The sequence below is a fragment of the Aminobacter sp. GW821-FHT11F06 genome (assembly GCF_058808215.1).
Map to the genome: position 1 here is coordinate 144,226 of NZ_JBXARL010000006.1, position 21,825 is coordinate 166,050.

At 63.1% G+C, this 21,825-nt stretch carries 29 protein-coding genes; 14 read left to right on the plus strand and 15 right to left on the minus strand.

What is annotated here, in order from left to right:
- Positions 1–90 precede the first annotated feature (90 nt).
- Positions 91–249, minus strand: coding sequence for a hypothetical protein (locus AC1RTB_RS16130; protein WP_492879813.1), 159 nt, complete (start codon positions 247–249; stop codon positions 91–93).
- A gap of 266 nt (positions 250–515) precedes the next feature.
- On the opposite strand from AC1RTB_RS16130, the gene AC1RTB_RS16135 reads away from it, so the two are divergent.
- On the plus strand, positions 516–2,423 hold the full coding sequence (locus AC1RTB_RS16135) for a propionyl-CoA synthetase (protein WP_492879812.1): 1,908 nt from the start codon (positions 516–518) through the stop codon (positions 2,421–2,423).
- A gap of 36 nt (positions 2,424–2,459) precedes the next feature.
- Here AC1RTB_RS16135 and AC1RTB_RS16140 read toward each other — a convergent pair whose 3' ends face one another.
- From AC1RTB_RS16140 to AC1RTB_RS16150, 3 genes are read right to left on the minus strand one after another with little or no spacing between them, the layout of a single operon-like run.
- Entirely contained in the window at positions 2,460–2,876 is a 417-nt protein-coding gene (locus tag AC1RTB_RS16140; RefSeq protein WP_492879811.1) for a GFA family protein, read from the minus strand.
- Between the two features lie 38 nt (positions 2,877–2,914).
- Positions 2,915–3,379, minus strand: a complete 465-nt coding sequence (locus AC1RTB_RS16145; RefSeq protein WP_492879810.1) for an SRPBCC family protein — start codon at positions 3,377–3,379, stop codon at positions 2,915–2,917.
- Between the two features lie 2 nt (positions 3,380–3,381).
- The gene (locus AC1RTB_RS16150; protein WP_492879809.1) at positions 3,382–3,696 is read right to left on the minus strand and encodes an ArsR/SmtB family transcription factor; all 315 of its coding nucleotides are present in this window, start codon (positions 3,694–3,696) and stop codon (positions 3,382–3,384) included.
- A 199-nt stretch (positions 3,697–3,895) separates the two neighbouring features.
- Between AC1RTB_RS16150 and AC1RTB_RS16155 the strand changes: the two genes are divergently transcribed.
- The gene (locus AC1RTB_RS16155) at positions 3,896–5,545 is read left to right on the plus strand and encodes an alpha/beta hydrolase (RefSeq protein WP_492879808.1); all 1,650 of its coding nucleotides are present in this window, start codon (positions 3,896–3,898) and stop codon (positions 5,543–5,545) included.
- A 15-nt stretch (positions 5,546–5,560) separates the two neighbouring features.
- Here AC1RTB_RS16155 and ybaK read toward each other — a convergent pair whose 3' ends face one another.
- Positions 5,561–6,034 carry a Cys-tRNA(Pro) deacylase gene (gene ybaK / locus AC1RTB_RS16160; RefSeq protein WP_492879807.1) on the minus strand — a complete coding sequence of 158 codons (474 nt, stop codon included), beginning with the start codon at positions 6,032–6,034 and terminating at the stop codon, positions 5,561–5,563.
- Between the two features lie 292 nt (positions 6,035–6,326).
- Here ybaK and AC1RTB_RS16165 point away from each other — a divergent pair, with 292 nt between their 5' ends.
- Positions 6,327–7,463, plus strand: a complete 1,137-nt coding sequence (locus AC1RTB_RS16165) for a GGDEF domain-containing protein (protein WP_492879806.1) — start codon at positions 6,327–6,329, stop codon at positions 7,461–7,463.
- Between the two features lie 311 nt (positions 7,464–7,774).
- On the opposite strand, the gene AC1RTB_RS16170 is transcribed toward AC1RTB_RS16165, so the two are convergent.
- Complete coding sequence (locus AC1RTB_RS16170) at positions 7,775–8,248, minus strand: VOC family protein (protein ID WP_492879948.1); 474 nt, start codon at positions 8,246–8,248, stop codon at positions 7,775–7,777.
- Positions 8,249–8,427: 179 nt separating this feature from the next.
- On the opposite strand from AC1RTB_RS16170, the gene AC1RTB_RS16175 reads away from it, so the two are divergent.
- Genes AC1RTB_RS16175 through AC1RTB_RS16190 form a run of 4 tightly spaced genes read left to right on the plus strand, consistent with a single transcriptional unit; the run spans position 8,428 to position 9,845 of the window.
- A complete protein-coding gene (locus tag AC1RTB_RS16175) occupies positions 8,428–8,751 on the plus strand; it encodes an ArsR/SmtB family transcription factor (protein ID WP_492879805.1) in 324 nt (107 codons plus the stop codon).
- Positions 8,748–9,158, plus strand: coding sequence for an SRPBCC family protein (locus AC1RTB_RS16180; protein ID WP_492879804.1), 411 nt, complete (start codon positions 8,748–8,750; stop codon positions 9,156–9,158). Before AC1RTB_RS16175 ends, AC1RTB_RS16180 begins: the two co-directional genes overlap by 4 nt.
- A 46-nt stretch (positions 9,159–9,204) precedes the next feature.
- Positions 9,205–9,423: a hypothetical protein gene (locus tag AC1RTB_RS16185; protein ID WP_492879803.1), complete on the plus strand. Its 219-nt coding sequence runs from the start codon at positions 9,205–9,207 to the stop codon at positions 9,421–9,423.
- Positions 9,420–9,845, plus strand: coding sequence for a DUF1801 domain-containing protein (locus AC1RTB_RS16190; RefSeq protein WP_492879802.1), 426 nt, complete (start codon positions 9,420–9,422; stop codon positions 9,843–9,845). The genes AC1RTB_RS16185 and AC1RTB_RS16190 overlap by 4 nt, the downstream gene beginning before the upstream one ends.
- A 22-nt stretch (positions 9,846–9,867) precedes the next feature.
- On the opposite strand, the gene dmeF is transcribed toward AC1RTB_RS16190, so the two are convergent.
- Together dmeF and AC1RTB_RS16200 are read right to left on the minus strand one after the other, a co-directional pair.
- Entirely contained in the window at positions 9,868–10,836 is a 969-nt protein-coding gene (gene dmeF / locus AC1RTB_RS16195) for a CDF family Co(II)/Ni(II) efflux transporter DmeF (RefSeq protein ID WP_492879801.1), read from the minus strand.
- On the minus strand, positions 10,833–11,105 hold the full coding sequence (locus AC1RTB_RS16200; protein ID WP_492879800.1) for a metal/formaldehyde-sensitive transcriptional repressor: 273 nt from the start codon (positions 11,103–11,105) through the stop codon (positions 10,833–10,835). The genes dmeF and AC1RTB_RS16200 overlap by 4 nt, the downstream gene beginning before the upstream one ends.
- A 155-nt stretch (positions 11,106–11,260) precedes the next feature.
- Here AC1RTB_RS16200 and AC1RTB_RS16205 point away from each other — a divergent pair, with 155 nt between their 5' ends.
- The 5 genes from AC1RTB_RS16205 (at position 11,261) to AC1RTB_RS16225 (ending at position 14,228) form a co-directional block, all read left to right on the plus strand.
- Positions 11,261–12,046: an SDR family NAD(P)-dependent oxidoreductase gene (locus AC1RTB_RS16205; protein WP_492879799.1), complete on the plus strand. Its 786-nt coding sequence runs from the start codon at positions 11,261–11,263 to the stop codon at positions 12,044–12,046.
- A gap of 95 nt (positions 12,047–12,141) precedes the next feature.
- A complete protein-coding gene (locus AC1RTB_RS16210; RefSeq protein ID WP_492879798.1) occupies positions 12,142–12,315 on the plus strand; it encodes a hypothetical protein in 174 nt (57 codons plus the stop codon).
- A gap of 27 nt (positions 12,316–12,342) precedes the next feature.
- Entirely contained in the window at positions 12,343–13,014 is a 672-nt protein-coding gene (locus AC1RTB_RS16215; RefSeq protein WP_492879797.1) for a DJ-1/PfpI family protein, read from the plus strand.
- Positions 13,015–13,023: 9 nt separating this feature from the next.
- Positions 13,024–13,431: a hypothetical protein gene (locus tag AC1RTB_RS16220; protein WP_492879796.1), complete on the plus strand. Its 408-nt coding sequence runs from the start codon at positions 13,024–13,026 to the stop codon at positions 13,429–13,431.
- 80 nt (positions 13,432–13,511) lie between these two features.
- On the plus strand, positions 13,512–14,228 hold the full coding sequence (locus AC1RTB_RS16225) for a helix-turn-helix transcriptional regulator (RefSeq protein WP_492879795.1): 717 nt from the start codon (positions 13,512–13,514) through the stop codon (positions 14,226–14,228).
- A gap of 103 nt (positions 14,229–14,331) precedes the next feature.
- Here the strand turns inward: AC1RTB_RS16225 and AC1RTB_RS16230 are convergent, their stop codons facing one another.
- Entirely contained in the window at positions 14,332–14,604 is a 273-nt protein-coding gene (locus AC1RTB_RS16230) for a type II toxin-antitoxin system YafQ family toxin (RefSeq protein ID WP_492879794.1), read from the minus strand.
- Position 14,605: 1 nt separating this feature from the next.
- Positions 14,606–14,863 (minus strand): type II toxin-antitoxin system RelB/DinJ family antitoxin, encoded by a 258-nt coding sequence (locus tag AC1RTB_RS16235; RefSeq protein ID WP_492879793.1) that lies wholly within the window; start codon positions 14,861–14,863, stop codon positions 14,606–14,608.
- A 175-nt stretch (positions 14,864–15,038) separates the two neighbouring features.
- Here AC1RTB_RS16235 and AC1RTB_RS16240 point away from each other — a divergent pair, with 175 nt between their 5' ends.
- On the plus strand, positions 15,039–15,473 hold the full coding sequence (locus AC1RTB_RS16240; protein ID WP_492879947.1) for a GFA family protein: 435 nt from the start codon (positions 15,039–15,041) through the stop codon (positions 15,471–15,473).
- Between the two features lie 39 nt (positions 15,474–15,512).
- Here the strand turns inward: AC1RTB_RS16240 and AC1RTB_RS16245 are convergent, their stop codons facing one another.
- Positions 15,513–16,316: a class I SAM-dependent methyltransferase gene (locus AC1RTB_RS16245; RefSeq protein WP_492879792.1), complete on the minus strand. Its 804-nt coding sequence runs from the start codon at positions 16,314–16,316 to the stop codon at positions 15,513–15,515.
- Between the two features lie 186 nt (positions 16,317–16,502).
- Between AC1RTB_RS16245 and AC1RTB_RS16250 the strand changes: the two genes are divergently transcribed.
- Positions 16,503–17,966 (plus strand): serine hydrolase, encoded by a 1,464-nt coding sequence (locus AC1RTB_RS16250; RefSeq protein WP_492879791.1) that lies wholly within the window; start codon positions 16,503–16,505, stop codon positions 17,964–17,966.
- 72 nt (positions 17,967–18,038) lie between these two features.
- Here the strand turns inward: AC1RTB_RS16250 and AC1RTB_RS16255 are convergent, their stop codons facing one another.
- The 4 genes from AC1RTB_RS16255 to AC1RTB_RS16270 form a co-directional block, all read right to left on the minus strand.
- Positions 18,039–18,740, minus strand: a complete 702-nt coding sequence (locus AC1RTB_RS16255; RefSeq protein ID WP_492879790.1) for a DUF1013 domain-containing protein — start codon at positions 18,738–18,740, stop codon at positions 18,039–18,041.
- Between the two features lie 214 nt (positions 18,741–18,954).
- A complete protein-coding gene (locus AC1RTB_RS16260) occupies positions 18,955–19,443 on the minus strand; it encodes a GlcG/HbpS family heme-binding protein (protein WP_492879789.1) in 489 nt (162 codons plus the stop codon).
- A 121-nt stretch (positions 19,444–19,564) separates the two neighbouring features.
- Entirely contained in the window at positions 19,565–20,155 is a 591-nt protein-coding gene (locus AC1RTB_RS16265; protein ID WP_492879788.1) for a response regulator transcription factor, read from the minus strand.
- Positions 20,152–21,762, minus strand: coding sequence for a sensor histidine kinase (locus AC1RTB_RS16270; protein ID WP_492879787.1), 1,611 nt, complete (start codon positions 21,760–21,762; stop codon positions 20,152–20,154). The genes AC1RTB_RS16265 and AC1RTB_RS16270 overlap by 4 nt, the downstream gene beginning before the upstream one ends.
- Positions 21,763–21,825 lie beyond the last annotated feature (63 nt).

Genomic DNA, 21,825 nt, shown 5'->3' on the forward strand with positions numbered 1-21,825 from the left:
CAAATCAGGGACAGGTTCGCCGGGGGTGGGGATGGGGTTTCCCCCCGGCGAACTCCTGCTTTCAAGCAGGGCCGTTCGACGCGCAGCCGCCTAGCCGTGCCCCAGCAGCGCCGTCACCGATATCGCCGCCAGCGCCAGAACCGCCAGCTTCCAGAAATCGCGCCGTTGCCTGAGGCCCGGCAAGCCAAGCGGCTTGATCAGCTGGATCGCCATGATGGCCAGGATAACGAGCGAAAGCGCTTTCGACATGCCGTCTTTGATCAACTTCGCGCGCGCCTGTCAAAGTAGCATCGGCAATCTGCTATCGTTGCAACCGGCCCTTAGCATTCCCGCCAAAGGCTGCGCGTGATCTGGTGAACAGCGGAAGTGCGCAAAACCACGTCGGAATATCAGTCAAATCGGAACTTGCAGGCCGCCTCTTAAACCAAGGTCAAATGGACGCCCCGTCCGCCAGGCGGGTACAGATGTGCCAACAAAGACGCCCTCAAGGGCCAAAATCCTGGGAAGGAAACGCCATGCCATCTCGCTATCACGAGGTCTATGACGGTTGGGTCCGCGATCCCGAAGGCTTCTGGGCCGAGGCGGCAAGGGCGATCGACTGGTTCAAGCCCTGGGACAAGGTCTTCGACGCCGAAGGCGGCGTCCATGGCCAGTGGTTCTCAGGGGCCGAATGCAACACCTGCTACAACGCGCTCGACCGCCATGTCGCTTCCGGCCGCGCCGAGCAGGTGGCCCTGATCCACGACAGCCCGATCACCGGCACCCAGAAAAAATTCACCTATGCCGGGCTGCTCGCCGAGGTGAATGCACTGGCCGCCGTGCTCGCCGACCAGGGCGTGCAAAAAGGCGATCGCGTCATCATCTACATGCCGATGGTGCCGGAAGCTGCCTTTGCCATGCTGGCCTGCGCCCGCCTCGGCGCCATCCATTCCGTGGTGTTCGGCGGCTTTGCCGCCAAGGAAATCGCCACCCGCATCGACGACGCCACGCCCAAGCTGATCATTTCCGCTTCCTGCGGCATCGAGCCGGGCCGCGTCATCGCCTACAAGCCGCTGCTCGACGGTGCCATCGAGCTCTCCGCGCACAAGCCCGAAGCTTGCGTGATCCTGCAGCGGCCGCAGCTGACCTGCGATCTCGTTGCCGGTCGCGACATCGACTATGCCGAGGCGGTAGGCAGCGCCAAGGCCGCCGGACGCACCGTCGAATGCGTCTCGGTCGCCGCCACCGACCCGCTTTATGTGCTCTACACCTCGGGCACCACCGGCCAGCCCAAGGGCGTTGTCCGCGACAATGGCGGCCACATGGTCGCGCTCAAATGGTCGATGGAAAACGAATTCGGCGTCAAGCCGGGCGAGGTTTTCTGGGCGGCGTCCGATGTCGGCTGGGTCGTCGGCCACTCCTACATCGTCTATGGCCCGCTACTGCACGGCGCCACCACCATCCTGTTCGAGGGCAAGCCGGTCGGCACGCCCGATGCTGGCACATTCTGGCGTGTCATTTCGGAACACGGGGTGGTCGCGCTGTTCACAGCCCCCACCGCTTTCCGCGCCATCAAGAAAGAGGACCCGCAAGGCCTGTTCGTCCCGCAATACGACCTGACAAAATTCCGCACGCTGTTCCTCGCCGGCGAGCGCGCCGATCCCGAAACCATCAAATGGGCCGAGCACAAGCTCAATGTGCCGGTCATCGACCATTGGTGGCAGACTGAAACAGGCTTTCCGATCAGCCAGAACCCGGTCGGGCTTGGGCTGTTACCGGTCAAATACGGCTCGCCCGGCGTGCCGATGCCCGGCTACGACGTGCGTGTGATCGACGATGCCGGCCATGACGTGCCGCGCGGCACACTCGGCAATGTCGTGCTCAAGCTGCCCTTGCCGCCTGGCTGCCTGCCGACGCTGTGGCATGCCGACGAGCGCTTCTTCAACGCCTACCTCGCCGAGTTCCCCGGCTACTACAAGACCGCCGACGCCGGCTACATCGACGACGAGGGCTACCTGTTCATCATGGCCCGCACCGACGACATCATCAACGTCGCCGGCCATCGCCTGTCGACGGGCGGCATGGAAGAGGTCGTGGCCGAACATCCCGATGTCGCCGAATGCGCGGTGATCGGCATCGCCGACGCGATGAAGGGCCAGATCCCTTGCGGCTTCATCGTGCTCAACTCAGGCGTCGACCGCGACACCGGCATGATCGAGAAGGAAGTCGTCGGCCTTGTCCGCGACCGCATCGGCCCGGTCGCCGCCTTCAAGATGGTGGTCACCATCAAACGCCTGCCCAAGACGCGATCAGGCAAGATCCTGCGCGGCACCATGCAGAAGATCGCCGATCGCGAGGACTGGAAAATGCCCGCCACCATCGACGATCCGGCGATCCTCGACGAGATCACCGAAGCGCTGAAGGCTAGGGGCATCGGGGTCTAGGCTCCTGCCCCACCAATCCTGAAGCCTCTGACAGGACTATCCGTGCGGCATGCGCTCGAATGTCTGCAGCGCGGGATCCATCGTGTCCCAGGCATGGCCGCGGCTGGTGTATGTGACCACCCGCGGGTTGAACTGGCCAGGTTCGTCAAGACTGGTCGCGTGGACCGCAATCACGTCCGGCATGGCCACGAATGTCAGGTAAACAGGCGTTCCGCAGGTCGGGCAGAAAGCATGGATCTTTTCATTGCCGCTGTCGGCCACGACCCGCCAGCTGTTTGCTTCGCCGGTGATCGTCACATCGGTGCGCTGGGGGAAGGTCAGATAGGACCCATGCCCCGTGCCGCTGCGTTTCTGGCAATCGCGGCATTGGCAGTGGTTCTCGAAGACCGGTTCGCTGCCCGTTTCATAACGGATCGCGCCGCACGCGCATCCGCCGCTATAGCGTTTGGTCATGACATTCTCCCGCAAGTGCTGATCGGCAGGGCAAGGGATCAGGCCGATTTCGGCTTGGCGAAAACGTCAATGGCGCGGCCGGTTTCCAGGAAGGATTTCAGGCTGGACAGCACGATTGGCCAGCCCTTGCTGATACCCTTCGCCATGCCGCTGCCGGCTTCGAGCTCGTCATGGGTGACGGTCAGCCGCACCATGTTGTCGTAGTCCTCGATGTCGAAAGTCACCCGGCTGTAGCTTGCCGGATTTGCCGCCTCGGACGGGTCTGCCCAGGTGAAGACGAGGCGGCGCGGCGGCGCGGTCTCGACGACCTTGCCGACAACTTTGACTGCCCGCTCGCCATCGGCCTGGACATGTTCCCATTTCGAGCCGGGTTTCCAGTCCGAGACGTTTTCATGGCCCCAGTAGCGCCTTGCGACGTCCGGTTTGGTGATGGCCTCGAACACCTTTTCCGGCGTCGAGAAAATATAGGTCACGTAGACAAAACTGGTTTTCTCTTGGGTCATCGTCATTCTCCTTCGAGTTCCTTTTTCAGGTCGTGCAGCAGGGCAAGCCGCTGACGTTCGAATTTCCGCACCCACCGTTCGTAGACCTCGTGCAGCGGCACGGGGTTGATGAAATGCAGCTTTTCCCGGCCACGCCTGACCGTGCTCACCAGGTTGGCCGCCTCCAGGATTTCGAGGTGCTGCGTGGCGGATTGCCGAGCCATTTCAAGGTTTTCGCAAAGCTGGCCAAGCGTCTGCCCGTTCTTTTCACAAAGCAGGTCAAGCAGCCTTCTGCGTGTCGCGTCGCCCAGCGCTTTGAAAACCTTGTCAGCGTCCATCAGTCTCACTCGTTGTGGGGGTATAATATGCAGGTAAATACCTGCATGTCAAATGCCTGCTAAGCTCGCCGCGTGCAGATGAGCGCACCGCGCACTGAGGGGCCGCGCGCTGGAACGGCCGGCATCGTCCGCTTCGGTATTGCGCCGCAGCGACGCGCAGGGCACTTTGCCCGCGAACGGGCATATCGGGGATTGTTGCATGCGAAACTGGGTCATCAGGTACTGGTATTCATTCTCTATGACCGGCCTGCTGTTGGGCACGCTGTTTTTTGCCGCGTCGCTGACGCCAACATTGATCCCGCGCAACTATGTCACCCAGGGCGCGCTGTCGGGTTTTTCGGCAGCCGCCGGCTACGGCGTCGGTTTTTTCCTGCGCTGGCTGTGGCGCTATCTCGAACTGCCTGAACTCAGGTCCGGCGTGCTCAGGATTTCCAAGCTTGTCGGCGCCATTGCCTGCGGCATGATCGGCCTGGTCTTCCTGTGGCGCGCGGCCGAGTGGCAGAACTCGATTCGCAGCCTGATGAAGCTCCCTCCTGTCGACACCGGCCACCCGCTTGAGGTCGGTGCGATAGCGCTCCTCACCTTCATCGTCTTGATCGCGCTTGCGCGCCTGTTCAACGTGACGCTGCATTACGTCTCGGGCCAGCTGCGCCGCTTCGTGCCGACGCGCGTCTCCTATGTCATCGGCACCACACTCGTCGTGCTGCTGTTCTGGTCGGCCGCCGACGGCATCATCTTCCGCTATGGCTTGCGCGCCATGGACAGCTCGTTCCAGCGCCTCGACGCGCTGATGCCGCCCGACACCCAGCAGCCTTCCGATCCGGAAAAGACCGGCAGCGCCGCCTCGCTGGTACGCTGGCAGGACCTCGGCCGCATGGGCCGCTCCTACATCGCCACTGGCCCCAACAGCGCCGACATCGGCAGCCTCACCGGCAAGCCGGCCAAGGAGCCGGTGCGCGTCTATGTCGGGCTGCAATCCGCCAAGACAGCGCAGGAGCGCGCCAGGCTCGCTTTGGAAGAACTCAAGCGCGCCGGCGGCTTCGAGCGTTCGACGCTTGTCATTATCACCCCCACCGGCACCGGCTGGGTCGACGAGCAGGCCATCGACCCGATCGAATTCCTGCACAATGGCGATGTCGCCTCCGTCGCCACGCAATACTCCTATCTCGCCAGCTGGATGTCGCTGCTTGTCGAGCCGGGCTATGGTGCTGAACAGTCGCGCGCCTTGTTCCACGAGGTCTATGGCTATTGGCGCACCTTGCCCAAGGACACGCGGCCGAAGCTCTACCTCTTCGGTCTCAGCCTCGGCGCCTTGAGCACGGAGCTTTCCAACGAGCTGTTCGAAGTGCTGGGCGATCCCTACCAGGGCGCCTTGCTCAGTGGCCCGCCTTTCGCCAGCCGCATCTGGCGCTCGATCACCGACGACCGCAATCCCGGCACACCCGAATGGCTGCCTGAGTTCCGCGACGGCTCTTATGTCCGCTTCACCGCCCAGAAGAACGCGCTCGACATTCCAGGTGCTGAGTGGGGGCCGCTCAGGCTGGTCTACCTGCAATATGCCTCGGACCCGATCGTCTTTTACGAAACCCACTCGCTCTACCGCGAGCCGGACTGGATGAAGACGCCGCGCGGACCGGATGTCTCACCGCAACTGCGTTGGTATCCCGTCGTCACCTTCCTGCAGCTGACGCTCGACCTCGCCATGGCGACAACCGCCCCCATGGGCTACGGCCACGTCTACGCCGCCGAGCACTACATCGACGCCTGGATGCAGGTCGCCGACATCCAGGGCTGGTCACCAGACGACGTCGCCAGGCTGAAGCAGCATTTCATCGACAAGCGGAAGTGACCGCTTTTCAAGACGTCAGCGGATGAGGTCCGCCACCTTGGCACCCAGCGCCTGGACCAGGTCGTCCGGGCGCATGCGGATCTGCAACCCTCTCTGGCCGCCATTGAGATAAACCTCGTCCTCCAGCGTCGCCATCTCCTCGACCGCCGTTGGCACCTGCTTGCGCTGGCCGAAGGGCGAGATGCCGCCGACCTTGTAACCGGTCAGCCGCTCCGCGTCGGCGGGTTTCATCATCTGCGCCGACTTGGCGCCGAAGGCTGCCGCGACCTTCTTCATGTTGACCTCCTGGTCGGAGGGCACCACCACGCAGGCCGGCTTGCCGTCGGCTTCCACCATCAGCGTCTTGAGCACGATGGATGCGGGCACGCCCATCGCCTCGGCCGCCTGCAACCCGACACGCTCGGCGCCGGCATCATAGTCATAGGTGGCGACAGCAAAGGCGACACCTGATTTGGCGAGCATCAACGTGGCGGGCGTGGTCTTGGACATGCCCTGTTTTGCAACAGCGCCCCGGCGGCGCGCAAGGGCGCGGTTCGGTCAATGAGTGGAAAGCAGACTGGCAGCTTTCGGGCTGCTACTTCGGGAAAGCTGCCCTTCGCCTAATCAACGACCTTCGGCATCTTCGGCAGGGAAGCGCCCCAGATCGGTCGTTCGGTGCTGCACTCGATCATCTCCCAAGCGGTCGTTCGCTTTGGAATGACGTTCACTTCGCCTTTACCGGGATTATGGCAACCTCTCCGATCATGCGGGCCGGTCCGAATTTTCACCACTGATTGGATCTATGAACTACTACAATGTCATAGGTTTGCTGAACACGAGCATGGCTGCGATATTCTGTATCGCGCTGCTAACGATATGGCGAAACAATCGCGCCCTGAAATATATAGGGGTGCTCAGCCTATCTTATGGGATTCGGTCGCTGTGCTTCGGCATTTTCTACTTTGCCTTCTCCCTTGAAAATCCGGTTTTGCGATATTCGGCGAACATCTTCCTCCTGTTCGCGATAATGCTGCTCTCTATCGGCTTGTCCAATCGGCGCTTACGACAGCCTCGCTACGGCGCTCTCCTTGCTATCGCTGCGATCACGCTCGGACCGCTCTACTATTATCAGTTCATCGAACCGAACCTGCTCGCCCGCGTCATCATCCTCAATTCTGGGCTGGCCCTGCTCAGCCTCGTGATGTTGTGGGATGTCGCGAGGGCGCCGCGCCGCTCTCCGGTCGAGCAGGTGCTACTCGGGTTGTTGCTCGTATCTAGCGCAGGCTATCTTCTTCGCCCGTTCTTCCTGATCGCGTCAGGGGCCTCTGGCGAGCGGTTCGAAAGTTCCTACTGGCTTGTCGTTTCGATTTCTGATGCTCTTATCTGCGCGATGACCGCTGTTGGTGTGCTTGCGGTGATTGCAAGCGACGTGATGGATGAAATCAAGACTGATGCACTGATCGACACCCTATCCGGATTGTTCAATCGCCGCGGCTTCCAGCCGCGCGCACTAAGAGCATTAACGAAGCGGACGGCCGGCAACCCGCCTGCCATGATCCTCGCTGATCTCGACCACTTCAAATCGATCAACGATCTATTCGGCCATAGCGGCGGCGACTTGATCATTCGGAGGTTTTCCGAGGTTCTCAAGCAGAAGGCGCCTGGCGATGCGATCATGGCGCGTCTTGGTGGTGAAGAATTCGCAGTCATGTTGCCTTCAAATGCGAGCGCCTCTGCCTACCAATTGGCGGAAGAGATAAGAACAGCGTTTAAACAAATCGCATTCGACACCGTGTCGGGTGAGGCACAGCCGACGGCCAGTTTCGGCGTCGCGATTGCGCGGGAGGATGAAGGCCTCCCGTCTTTGATCGAGCGTGCCGATCATGCCCTCTATAGGGCAAAGGGCAACGGTCGAGATCGCGTTAATCTTGCCGAGTAAGCCACGCTAATATGGCCCTGTCGGAGGGCTACTGCAAACGCCGGACCGACAGTCCGCTATCTATGTTGGACGTCCCAAGATCGGACAGTCCGCCGGCCCCGGCTCTGCCGTCCGTGGGAAACCGAACGAATGGCAAGTTTCGGGCGGCGACGGAAGCACCCCGAACGGCCGACTTGACGTCGAGAGCAGGCGCTGCCAGTCACGACTGCGACTCACATCATAGGCGTCTTGAGCACGATTGCGGGCGCCCCATCGCCTCGGCTACTGCCCGAGGCTCCAGGCGCCGGCATCGTCGTGAACGGCTAGGACCGTCAGCCGCGCCGAGCGGCCTCGATCGCCGCGACGTCGATCTTCCGCATCTCCATCATCGCGGCGAATGCGCGTTTTGCTTCGTCACCGCCGACAGCCATCGCCTCGCTCAGCACGCGCGGCGTGATCTGCCAGGAGATGCCCCATTTGTCCTTGCACCAGCCGCAGTCACTTTCCTGGCCGCCATTGCCGACGATGGCGTTCCAGTAGCGGTCGGTCTCTTGCTGGTCGTCGGTGGCGATCTGGAACGAGAAGGCTTCGTTGTGCTTGAATGTGGGCCCGCCATTGAGGCCGAGACAGGGGATGCCGGCGACCGTGAACTCGACCGTCAGCACATCGCCCGCCTTGCCGGACGGATAGTCTCCGGGCGCACGATGGACGGCATTCACCGAGCTGTCAGGAAAAGTCTCGGCATAGAAGCGGGCTGCAGCCTCGGCGTCCTTGTCGTACCAGAGGCAGATCGTGTTCTTGGCAATTGTCATTGCTCATCCTCCCGTATTGAAGCCCGTTCCCGCCCGATTTCGCAATGCCTGAAAGGCTATAGCAGCATCGGTGCTGGGTCGAGCGCCGACGCCATCAGTCCTGACATCACCACCCATTGACGAACTCATACCCGATTGGCTATGAGTTTGTCATAGTCAATCGGGTATGAGTTATGTCTCAGCTTCAGGACGCCGTGTTCCGGGCGCTCGCCGATCCCACACGCCGCGGGCTGTTCGAGCGCCTCTGCCGCGAGGGCGATACGTCAGTCGTGGGGTTGTTGGCCGGGGCCGGCGTCTCCCAGCCGGTGGTTTCCAAACACCTCAAGATACTGAAGGCAGCGGGGCTCGTGCGCGACCGGCACGAAGGCCGCTACACCTATTACAGCGCCGAGCGCGACGCGCTCGGGTCGCTGATCGACTGGACGAGCCAGATGACCGGATTCTGGCAGAACCGCTTCGACGATCTCGACAATCTGCTCAAGAGGATGGACCAATGACCGAAACGATGGAAACAACACGCTCAGTCGTGGTCGAGCGCGATTTTCCCCATCCGCCGGAAAAGCTCTGGCGCGCGCTCACCCAACCCCATCTCATCGCCGAATGGCTGATGAACAACGATTTCGTCCCCGAAGCAGGCCGCCGCTTCACGCTTTCGGCCGACTGGGGCCAGGTCGATTGCGAGGTCGAGACTGTCGAGCCGAACCGCTCGCTCGCCTATCGCTGGGACACCAAGGACCTCAGAAGCGTCGTCACCTGGACGCTCATCCCCACCGCTTCAGGCACAAGTCTGCGCATGGAGCAGCGCGGTTTTACGGCCGAGCAGAAGTCCTATTTCCAGGGCGCGTCGGTTGGCTGGCCGCGCTTCATCACCCAGTTGGGCGAAGTCGTATCGAAGCTGGACTGACCGCGCGTCGCGTGGCGACCATCAATCGAATTTGGGAATTGTTGGAATGAACCTCACCATCCGGAAAATCCATCGCGGGGCGTCTGTCGCCTTCAGCTTGGCCGTAGCCTCGATCTTTGCCGGCATGGCCATCACCCAACTGCCCGAATGGTTCTACTATTTGCCCCTGCCGCCGCTGGCCGTGCTTTTGCCCACCGGCATTTACATGTTCGCTCTGCCTTATCTCAGCGGGCAGCGAGAGCCAGCCCAGAAGGGCCATGCATGATGGCCGAGAAAGAAACTGCCGGGCCAAAACTCCTGTCCGGCGGCAACCCGCAGATAGCAAAGGGGTATGGCGACCCTGTCGTGCAGGCATACATCGACGCCATGCCCGGCTGGAAATCGGACGTAGGACGCCGCCTCGACGCCCTTGTCTCCGAAGCGGTTCCCGGCGTCGCCAAGGCCGTGAAGTGGAACTCGCCATTTTACGGGGTCGAGCAAGGAAGCTGGTTCCTCGGGTTCCACTGCCTCACCAAATACGTCAAGGTCGCGTTCTTCAGGGGCGCATCCCTCTCGCCGCTCCCGCCCGGCACCTCGAAGCAGGCGGACGTCCGCTATCTCGACATCTACGAAGACCGCCCATTCGACGAGCGCCAGTTCGCCGAATGGGTCAAGCAGGCAAGCGCCTTGCCCGGCGTAAGGATGTGAACCGCCCCGACCTGCAATGCGGTCAGGCCGGCTGCACCTCGATCGTCACATGCGACAGGTCGTGGATATGGGCGAGCTTGGACTTGTAGGTCGCAGGCGTCGCCGGCGCGCTCGACTTCAGCGACACGATCGCCGCATGATGGCCGGGCCCGACCTGCCAGACATGCAGGTCGGTGATCACGTCCTTGTCGGTCTGCATCGCCTCGCGGATCTCGTCCGGCAGGTCCTCGCCGGCAGGCGTGTAGTCGACCAGCACCCGGCCGGCGTCGCGGATCAGCGTCCACGACCAGCGCGCGATGACAATCGCGCCGACGATGCCGATCGCCGGGTCGAGCCACAGCCAGCCATAGATCGCCCCCGTCACGAGCGCGAAGATGGCGAGCACCGAGGTCAGCGCGTCGGCCAGCACATGCACATAGGCGGCGCGCAGATTGTTGTCGTGGCCGCCATGGCCATGGTCGTGGTGATGGCCATGCGCATGATCGTGGCCGCCGTCATGCAGCAGCCATGCGCTGGCGAGATTCACGCCTAGCCCGACCACGGCGATGATCGCCGCCTCGCGGAAATTGATCGCCACCGGGTTCATCAGCCTGAAAAAGCTCTCCCAGCCGATATAGGCCGCAACGATCGCCAGGATCACCGCACTGGCAAAGGCGGCGAGGTCGCCGACCTTACCGGTGCCGAAGGTGAAGCGCGGATTATGCGCCTGCCGCCGCGCGAAAACATAGGCAAGGGCTGCGATCAGCATCGCCGCCGCATGCGTCGACATGTGCCAGCCGTCCGCCACCAGCGCCATCGAGCCGTAGATCGTGCCGGCAACGATCTCCACCACCATCATCGTCGCCGTCAGCGCGATGACGAACATCGTGCGCCGCGCGTTGCGGTCGTGGCGCTCGCCCAAAAAGACATGGTCGTGCGCCGCCGCGAAAGGCGCGTGCGCATGATCATGATGGTGGTCATGCCCGTGCGGGTGTGGATGGGCGTGGGTCATTTCAAATAGGTCCTGATGACATCGATAAGTTCTTCGCCGCCGCGCTGGCGTTCCGCAGGATCGGCCGGTTCAAGCACGTGGTCGCGGATATGGTCTTCCATCAGCTCGGCCGTCAGCCCGCCGACAGCGCCGCGCACCGACGCCACCAGCTGCAAGACGTCGGCACAGCCGAGCTCGGCCTCCAGCGCGCGCTCCACCGCCTCGACCTGGCCCTTGATGCGGCGCACCCGGGCGAGCAGCTTGGCCTTTTCCTTGATGACATGCGACATCGCTACCTCGCTATAATATAGGGGGGTACCCTATTTCATCTCCAGGCGGACGGCAATGCGCAATCGAAACGAACGTCCATGATCATTCGTTGACCCCGCCTGCCCTTCCCGCCACTGTCCGCGATTGGATTCGGCAAAATCGGCAGGAGCGTTGCATGAAGCTCGACGGCAAGACGGCGATCATCACAGGCGGCGCCAGGGGCATCGGCTATGCGATTGCCGAGCGCTTCCTCAGGGAAGGCGCGCGCGTGGTCATCGCCGATATCGACCAGGAGCAGGGCAACGCCGCCGAGCGCGATCTGGAAAAGCTCGGCCAGGCGCGTTTCGTCCGCTCTGACGTCGGCAAGCGCCTCGACGTCCACAATCTTGTCGCCTCCACCATCGATGCCTTCGGCGACGTCGACATCCTGGTCAACAATGCCGGCATCGACCATCAGGCCGATTTCCTCGACGTCACCGAAGACGATTTCGACCGCGTGCTGCGCGTCAACCTCAAGGGCGCTTTCCTCGCCGGTCAGGCGGTCGCGCGCTTCATGGTCGACAAGGTCAAGTCGGGCGCAGCACCCGGCGCGATCATCAACATGTCCTCGGTCAATGCGGTCGTGGCCATCGCCGACCAGGTGCCTTATGCCGTGTCCAAGGGCGGCATAACCCAGCTGACAACTGTCATGGCGCTAGGGCTTGCGCCATACGGCATCCGCGTCAACGCCATCGGCCCCGGCTCGATCTCCACCGACATGCTGGCCCGCGCCAAGGCCGACCCGGCGGCGAAAGCCCGCATGCTGTCGCGCACCCCGCTCGGCCGCATCGGCGAGCCGGACGAGATCGCCTCGATCGCCGCGTTCCTCGCCTCCGACGACGCCAGCTACATCACCGGCCAGACCATTTTCGCCGATGGCGGACGCCTCGCGCTCAACTACACGGTCCCTGTCAAAGGCTGACGCAAATATAGTCCAGGACCCCGACCTCCTGCTGACAGACTGCTGTCAGGAGGGGTGTGCGATACTCCTCTTGTTCAAGATAAGGAGGAGCCGACATGACCACGTTCACGCCTGACATTTTTCGCGCCATCAGGCATTATGCCGGCAAGGTCAGGACCATGCACAATGAGATCCGCACCGAGCGCTTCATGAACGCGCTGCCCAATGATATCCGCAAGGACATCGGCTGGCCCGATCGCTTTCTCTCGCGCCGCGCTGACCACAACTGACACCAAAGCCTGCACAAGGACACTCCAATGACCGCCTCCAAAACCATCGGCGTCTTGTTCATCGAAGGTTATGCCGACTGGGAATACGGCCTGCTTGCCGCATCGGCGGTCGAATGGTTCGGCGCCCGCGCGGTGGCGATTTCGCCGCATGCCTCGCCGCTGACCTCGATCGCAGGCTTCAGCCTCATCGCCAAACGCAGCGCCGATCCGGCGGAAAACCAGGATCTCGACGCGGTTGCGATCATCGGTTCGGATGGATGGGCTGCGAAGGATGCACCCGACGTCGCGCCACTGCTCAAGGCGGTTGCCGCACGCGGCGGCGTTGTCGGTGGCATCTGCGCCGGCACGCTGGCGCTCGCCCGTGCCGGCCTGTTCGAAAGCGTCAAACACACCAGCAACGGCCGCGACTGGATCCTCGGCCATGAGCCGGTCTATGCCGGTGCCGCAAATTACCAGGATGTGCCGCACGCCGTTGCCGACAACAAGATCGTCTCCGCGCCGGGCTCGGCGCCCGGCACTTTCGCCGCGGCCTTCCTTCAAACGCTGTATCCCGAGCAGAGCGACCAGATCGACGAGATGCGCGCCATGTTGCTCGCGAGCATACCATGTTCGCGCGCGAGCATGGTGACGGCTCCTGACAATACGCTGTCAGGAGCCCTGTGCCATGATAGAATGAAGAGTTCCGCATTGCGCCCATGAGGTTGTGGCATGAAAAGCTGGACGGACAGGCTCAACAGGCCAGGCAGCAACGGCATCAAGCCGTCGCCGCGCAGCTTTTCGGATGTCGTTGAAGGCCAGTCGATGCTGATACCCACAGCCCGGCAGGTCGACGACTTCATCCGCGCCATTCCCGAGGGCACGCATCTCGATGTGCGCACCCTGCGCCGGGAACTGGCCCGGCACCACGGGGCCGAAGTCACCTGCCCGGTGACCATCGGCTACCATCTGCGAACGGTGGCGGAGGCAGCCAACGAGGACATTGGGCGCGGCGCCCCGCTAACCGGCATCACGCCGTTCTGGCGCGTGCTCGACAAGACGACGCCCACCACGGGCAAACTTTCATTTGGCCAGGACTTCGGCGCGGCCCAGCGCCGACGCGAAGGCCTGCCGGACTAGCTTTTTGACTTTGCGCATTGTCACGGACGCCGAGCGCCCCCACTTGGCTAAGAACAGCGCGAGACTTTGAGGGGTTTTCGATGAGACGCGCCGACAGGCTGTTCCAGATCGTACAGCATCTCCGCGGTGGCCGCCTGGTCACCGCGCACAAGCTGGGCGCGTGGCTCGAGGTTTCCGAGCGCACGATCTATCGCGACATCTCCGACCTGCAATCGACGGGTGTGCCGATCGATGGCGAGGCCGGGGTGGGCTATATGATGAGGGAAGGTTTCGACCTTCCACCGCTGATGTTCACACGAGACGAAATCGTAGCCTTGGTAGCCGGCGCCCGCATGGTCCGCGCCTTTGGCGGTGCCGCCATGGCGCGCGCCGCCGACGAGGCGCTGGTCAAGATCGGCGCGGTGCTGCCCGACTCCGAAAAGGACCGCATCGCCCGCACCGAAATCCACGCGCCGATGTGGGTGGTCTCCGATGCCGACCGCGAGGCGATCGACCTGATCGAGCGCGCCGTCGAAAAGCGTCAGGTGCTCAAGCTCGACTACAGCGACGAAGCCGGCAGCGGTTCGGCGCGTGAGGTGCGCCCGCTCGGCCTGTGGTTCTGGGGCAAGGTCTGGACGCTGATCGCCTGGTGCGAGATGCGCAACGATTTCCGCGCCTTCCGCATCGACCGCATCGGCTCGGTCGCCTTGGCCAGCCGCACCTTCAAGCCCGAACGCGGCAAGCTTTTGGTCGACTATTACCGCAGTGTCGAACGCAGCGAATCCTTCGGCACTCCGGATCGAAATTCCCGCGGCTGACGCATCCTCCCATCGTCAGCCCCGATGAGCTGGCCCGGCCCAAAGCCGGGCCATTTTTCTTTGTGTGCACAGGCAGGTTGAATCTGCTTTGGCCGATGAACTTTCACTCCTGAAAGAGATCGGAATGGGAGCCGGTCCGAACCAGATGCAACTCATCGCCGACAATCCGATAGATCAGGAGCCAGTCCGGTTCGATATGGGCATCGCGGTAGCCTTTCCAGTCACCTCTCAGCGGATGATCCTTGAAACGCTCCGGCAGAACTTCTTGGGCTAGCAGCAACAATAGGATCTCGCGCATTTTGCGCATGTCCTTGCCGCGTTTTTCGACCCGCTTCACGTCTCGCCGAAACTGGGCGGAGCGAAGCGGTGTCAGCATGTCAGATACCGAGGTCCTTGAACAACTCGTCCGCCGTCGAGAAGCTCTTTCCCTTGCCTGCATCCAATTCCGCCATCGCCTTTCGGGTTGTGGCGTTTGGCACTTTCACCGGGAAGGGAAACTCCTTGTCGGCCGCCACCCGCGTCAACAACAGCCGGATCGCATCCGACACCGACAACCCCATGGCGGCCAAGGCTTCGGTCGCCTCTTCCTTGGTGGCGGTATCGATTCTTGCCCGCACAACGGTTTCAGCGGTCATGATTGCAAACTCCTTGTAGCCACAATGTAGCTACAAATTCCAATTTCTGCAAGAGTTTGACTTGATCAACCTCTGACCACGGTTCAAGAGAATGAGATTGGAGCGGGATTCTTGCAAGTCGCAGTTTCCCCCGATCTGGCTAGCTTGAACAACCCTGATGAAGGACTTCGCCCATATGGACATGGATATCCGCGAAATCGACGGCGCCTGCCACTGCGGCACGGTCCGTCTACGCGTCAGGCTGTCAGACGGCCTGCGCAGCGCGCGCCGCTGCACCTGCTCATACTGCCGGATGAAGGGCGCGGTCGCCCTGTCGGCCGACCTCGGCGGCGTCGATGTCGTATCAGGCGAAGAAGCTCTCACCCTCTACCAGTTCAACACCATGGCCGCGAAGCACTACTTCTGCTCGAAATGCGGCATCTACACCCACCACCAGCGGCGGTCGAACCAGAACCAGTACGGCGTCAACGCGGCCTGCCTCGAAGGCATCAGCCCGTTCGACTTCACCGAGATTCCGGTCATGGACGGCGTCAACCATCCGTCAGACCGCAAGGGTGGCGCATCAGGCTCGGGCATCGCCGGCATCCTGAAGTTCATCGCCAGCGAATAAGCCGGCTCGCATCGCCAGCGGCTGGACCTGTCCCGCCGCTCAGCCTTGCGTTTTCGCCTTCACGGCCCACGCCCGCGCGACAAGCTCGATCGGCCCGCTCGATCCCAGCCGCTCGGCAAGCCGCGCCTTGAGTTTTGCCCTGCCATCCTCTGTCAGGCTCATGCAGTAGCCGGGGGCTGGGCCTGAGCCGAGCGTGAACGGCAGCCAGAACGCCTCGAAATCCTCGAACCGCGTTTCGATCTCCATCGGCGCGATGACAACGTCGCGCAATCCGGCTTGCTGGACGAGGCCCACCAAGCCGTCTTTGGTGCAGAACGGAAACCGCTTGCCCTCGCCGAGTTCTGCCGCACTCGGATCGATGTCGACGGCAGCCTTCCAGAACTGGTTGATGAAGCCGATGCCGCCACCGGGATAATCCCAGACATAAAACGACAGCAGCCCACCAGGCTTCAGCACCCTTTGCATCTCGGCCAATGCCGCCGGCCTGTCGGGGATGAAGTTGAACACCAGCGCCGAGGCGACGACATCGATGCTGCCGGCCTCCGCCGGAAGCTTGAGCGCATCCGCAACCTCGAAACGCGCGCGGCCGTCGTCGATTGCTTGGCGCGCATGAGCAATGAAGTCCGCCGACTGGTCGATCAATAGGATCGAGCGCGGCGCAGCCCCGGCCAGGATGGCTGAGGTCAGCGCCCCTGTGCCGCAGCCGATCTCGAGCCAATCGGCTGCCTGCGGCGGTGCCAGCCAGGCAACGAACTTCGCCGCCACCAGCCGGCTCCACCGGCCCATATAATGTTCGTAGCTTTTGCCGGCGCTCCAGGCGTCGAATGCAGCGGATCCGCTCATCGCTGCCACCTCCGGGAATGAGATCGACCGTCTTGCACGCCACGCGATCATGCGCCCGCACAGATGTTTCGACAACCCGCGCGAACCTCAGCGGCCGCAATGCTCTTGCAATCCGCGCCGGTCAAAACACGTGGGCCTGCTTACAGATTCAACGCCGGCATGCCCGCGCCGAGAGACAACATCGATATGAAAAGACAAGCTTCCGCCCTGTCGGGCGCCATCGTAGCCGCCGCCTCGATAATCACTGTCGCGGCCTTCGCTGGCGGCCTGCTTTATCTTGACCGCAAGATGGGACGGCCTTTTATCGCGGCAGCCTCCTCCAGCGCCTCGACCGCTCGGTTTCCCGCCGACGCGGAGATCAGCCGCATCCTTGCAGACAGGATCGACGTCCAGAAGCAAAGCATCGGCATCGTCATTGGCACCATCGGGCCAGGCGGCCGCAACATCATTGCTCACGGCAGCTTCGGCGGTGTCGATCCCCGCCCGGTCGACGGCGACACGGTTTACGAAGTCGGCTCGGTGACAAAGGTGTTTACCGGCCTGCTGCTGGCCGAAATGGCGAGGCGTGGCGAAGTCGCGTTGAACGACCCGGTGGCCAAGCACCTGCCCATGAACGTCGCCGTTCCCGAACGCGGCGGCAAGGTGATCACGCTTGCCGATCTCGCCACGCACATGTCAGGCCTGCCGCGCATGCCCGATAATTTCGAGCCGACGAACGAAACCAACCCCTATGCCGATTACACGTCCGAACAGATGTTTGCGTTCGTGTCGAGCTACCAGCTGCCGCGCGACATCGGCTCGGAATATGAATACTCGAATCTCGGAGCCGGCCTGCTCGGCCAGGCGCTCACCCAGCGCGCGGGCAAGGATTATGAAGCCCTGGTCCAGGAGCGCATCACCGGACCGCTCGCCATGCACAGCACGGTGATCGAGCTCACGCCGCGCCTGAGTGGCCGCATGGCGACCGGCCACAACGAGATGCTGGAAATCGCGCCCAACTGGGACCTGCCGGCATTTGCCGGCGCGGGCGCCTTGCGCTCGACGGCCAACGACCTGCTGGCCTTCCTCGCCATGACGCTCAGCACCGACAAGACGCCGCTGACCACAGCCCTTGCCGACACGCTGGCGACGCGCCGCGCAATCGGCGACCAGGAGACCTCCGCGGCCCTCGGCTGGGTCGTCACCAAGAGCAGCAATGGCGAGATCGCCTGGCACGATGGCGGCACCGGTGGCTATAGCGCCTTTATCGGCTTCCACCCTGGCTTGAAGACAGGCGTCGTCGTCTTGTCCAACGCCAACACCGGTGTCAGCGACATCGGCCTGCATCTGCTCAATCCCGAGATACCGCTGACCAAACCCAAGCCGCGCCACAACGAGGCCGCTATCGATCCAAAACTCTTCGACAACTATGTCGGCCGCTACCAGCTCGCGCCTGACGTGATCCTCACCGTCATGCGCGACGATGACAGCCTGTTTGCCCAGTTCACCGGCCAGCCCAGGCTGCATCTGTTTTCCGAAGGCGAGCATCGCTTCTTCACCAGGGAAGTCGAGGCCGCCATCAGCTTCGCGGCCCCGGCAGCGGGGCATTCGCCCAGTCTCGTCCTGCACCGGTTCGGCCGCGACATGCCCGCCCCCCGCCTGCCGGACTGATCCCGGAGCCCCTCCACCAGCGAAACAAAAAAAGGCCCCGACGGGGCCTTTTTGACGCTTCGAGCAAAAAGCTCAGAACTTGTCGTCTTCGTCTTCATCAGGCGTCTTCGACCTGAGCGCGGTGAGCTTGGCGAACACGGCGTTGGCGTCGAGCTCCCTGTCTTCGTCCTTGGGTGCGGCCTGCTGGGGCGTCAGGCGCTCGGTCAGCGATGCCGGCAAAAGCGTATCGCCGGTCGGTGCCGGGGCTTCGCGGCCGCGCGAGGCGCGCTGCACCTCGATGTCGAGGTCGATCTGCGAGCACAGGCCGAGCGCCACCGGATCGAGCGGCGTCAGCGTCGCCATGTTCCAGTGCTTGCGCTCGCGGATCTGCTCGATCGTCGCCTTGGTCGTGCCGACAAGGCGCGAAATCTGCGCGTCCTTGAGTTCGGGATGGTTCTTGACCAGCCAGTAGATGGCGTTCGGGCGATCCTGGCGCTTGGACAACGGCGTGTAGCGCGGACCCTTGCGCTTGGTCTCGGGCACGCGAACCTTGGGCTCCGACAGCTTGAGGCGGTGGTTGATGTCGCCCTCGCCCTTGGCGATCTCGGCGCGCGTCAGCTGGCCGGTCATGATCGGGTCCATGCCCTTGATGCCCTGGGCCGATTCGCCGTCGGCGATCGCCTTCACCTCGAGCGGGTGCAGCGAGCAGAACTGCGCGATCTGGTCGAACGACAGCCCGGTATTGTCGACCAGCCAGACAGCGGTCGCCTTGGGCATAAGCAGCGTATTGGCCATGCGATATATCCTCTTCGCTCGCCCGCGTCCCTCACGCGGGCGGTGGATCAAGACCACCAGAAAATGGGAAATTCGGCCCGTATATAGACGTATTCGCCGGCCACCGCAACGATTTTGGAACCGCCGGCGAACAGGCCATTTCGCCGGCAGCGACACGCAAAAAAGCCCCGCTCCGGGGCCAACCGGGAGCGGGGCCTGTCATCAAACCCACAGCTTACTTCAGCTGGTCGGCGGCCTTTTCAAGTGCTGCAACAGCGCAAGCCTCGTCGAAATTGCCGCCCGGTGCGCCACCGACGCCGACAGCGCCGATGACAGCGTCGCCCGCCTTGATCGGCACGCCACCGGCCAGCACCAGAAAGCCCTCGATGTTGACGAGTTGAGCCGCGCCTGGGTTCTTGGCGACGTTTTCGGCCATCTTCGAGGTCGGCGTGCGCGACGACGACGAGGTGAACGCCTTGGCCTCGGCAGCGGCAACCGTATGCGTGCCGGCATTGTCGGCGCGAACCAGCGCGCGCAGCACACCGGCGCGGTCGACCACGGCGGCCGTCACATTGTACTTGTCGGCGGCACATGCCGCGACAGCGTTCTGGGCGATCTCGACGGCGAGGCTCGACGAGATATTCTTCTCGGTCAGCACCTGGGCGGAAGCAGCACCATTGAGGGCGACGGTGGCAGCGGCGGCGAGGAAAATGCTCTTGATCATGACTGGGTTCCTGTCCTGATGTTGCTTAGGAGAAAGCGTTTCGCTTGTCCGAGGCCAGAACTATCCAATCCACCCGCCCGGCAGAATCCGCGATGCCACCACCTGCCCTAGGTAGTGCTACCTACTTCTCCTGAAGCGTCAGCCGCACGAACTCGGCCACCGAGCTGGTGCCCAGCTTCTCCGCGATCTTCGCCCGGTGCGCGTCGATGGTGCGCACCGACACGTCGAGCGCTTGCGCCACCTCCTTGCTCGCCCAGCCTTGCGCCACCATGTCGAGCACCTCGCGCTCGCGCTCCGTGAGTTTTGCCAGAAGCGCCCGCGCCTCGCGCTTTTCAAGCCTCGCGTCGAGGCTCGCAAACCCCTGCTGCAGCGCCTCGACCAGCACCTCACCATCGACAGGCTTGGTCAAAAAGTCCTGGATGCCCGCCTTGAAAGCGCGCCTGCAGGCGGCGACGTCGCCATGCCCGGTGATCATCACAGTCGGCCAGTCGATGCCGCGCTCAGCGAGCTTCTGGTGAAGCTGCAAGCCGGAAACCTCGGGCATGCGCAAATCGACCACCAGGCAGCCGGGCCGGCCCTCGTCGACATGGGCCAGAAACGTCTTGGGATCGCCAAAAGTCTCGACCTCGATGCCATAGGTGCCGAGCAGAAACGCGATCGCCTCGCGCACCGCCTCATCGTCGTCGATCAGATAGACCTTGTACCTGCTCATGCCATGACCCTCGGCAAGGTGATCACGAACCGCGCCCCGCCGCCGGCAGCGTTTTCCGCCTCGATCCGCCCGTCGACGCGCTCCACCAGCGTCTGGCACAGCGACAGCCCCAGCCCCATGCCGTCGGCCTTGGTGGTGAAGAACGGCACAAACAGTTTTGGCAGCACCTCGGCCGCGATGCCCGGCCCGTTGTCGGCGACGATGATCTTCACGTACGCGCCCGCAACCATGGTCGCGATGGAAATCCGCGCGTCCAAAATCCCCGCCCCTTCCAGCGCATCGGCGGCGTTGCGGATCAGATTGTGCAGCACCTGCTCCATCTCGATGGCGTCGACCACCGCCTCCGGCGCCTCTGCTGAAAGCGCAAGCTCCAGCTTGACCCCGCGCCGTTCGAGATCGGCTGCTGTCAGCGCCACGATCTCGCTGACGATCCCGTTGAGCGCGCTTGGCTTTGGCTCCGGCGCCTTGTTGGAGGCATAGTCGCGCATCCGCCTGAGCATCTCGCCGGCGCGCTTGGCCTCGCGCACATTGACGTTAAGCGCCTCGGCAATCCGCCCGAGATCGGGCTTTTCAGCGCCCGCGAGCCTGAGCGCCGCCTGGCTGCGGCTCAGCACCGCGGTCAGCGGCTGGGTCAGCTCGTGGGCGATGCCCGACGCCAGCTCCCCCATGGCGTTGACGCGCGAGGCATGCGCCAGAAGCGTTTCCCGCTCCTGCAACAGCGCGCGTGCCTCCGCCTGCCGTGCCACTTGTTGCGATCTTTGCGCCGCCGCCCGCTGCCGCAAGGCAAACATCAGCGCAAACGACGCCAAGCCGGCCAAAACAGCAAACCCAAGGAATGACCGCAGCGGCAAAAGCTCGTCGAGCGGCAAGGCGCGGTCGAGCGAAAGCAAAATCTTCTGCCCCTCGCCGTCGATGACCTTTTCGAAATGCGGTGCCTTAACGAACGAAACGCCCGCGCCGGAAGCCGCAGGCAGGTCGAGCAGCTCCTGCCCGTCGAGCGTGAGCCTCAGATGCGCCCAATCAGGCCGCTCCTCCGGCTCCAGCAAAAGCCTGGCGTCGATGCCGAACACCAGCACCGCATCCGAAGGTGCCTGCGCGCGCTTCGCCAGCAGATACCGCCCATTCCCGCTCGCATGCACACCGATCTTGCCGCGCAGCTGTTCGCCGATCGCCGCGCGCAGCGGCGCCAGGTCCACGCCGCCGCCTTCGGGCACCTCGACCAGCATCCTGACCCCGCCGGGCGCGGCCCGCGCACCAACACCCGCCGCCTCGCCGGTGACCCCTCCCGCGCCACCCTCGCCCCCGAACGAAACCAGCGCGATCCAGGCGATGCGCGGATAAAACCGTGTGATGCTCTCCATCACCTGCCGCACGGCACCCAAGGGTGCCGGCTCCGCCCCGCTGGTCAGCGCGATCAGGCTGGTCATATGCGCGTCATGCTGTGCCGCCCGCTGCGAAATCAGCCGGTGCAAAGTCCGCCCCGTCACCTCCAGCTCACCCGCCAAACGCGCTCTGGACGTCTCCACCGAATAAAGCGCGAATGCCAAAAGTGCTGCGAGCCAGAGCGCGAGGCCGAAGAGCCAGGATTTTGAGAGGGATGAGGTCACGTGGGGCGAATGTTGGCCAGAAATTGATGCCACCATAATCGCGGACCAATCAGAAGGAAATGG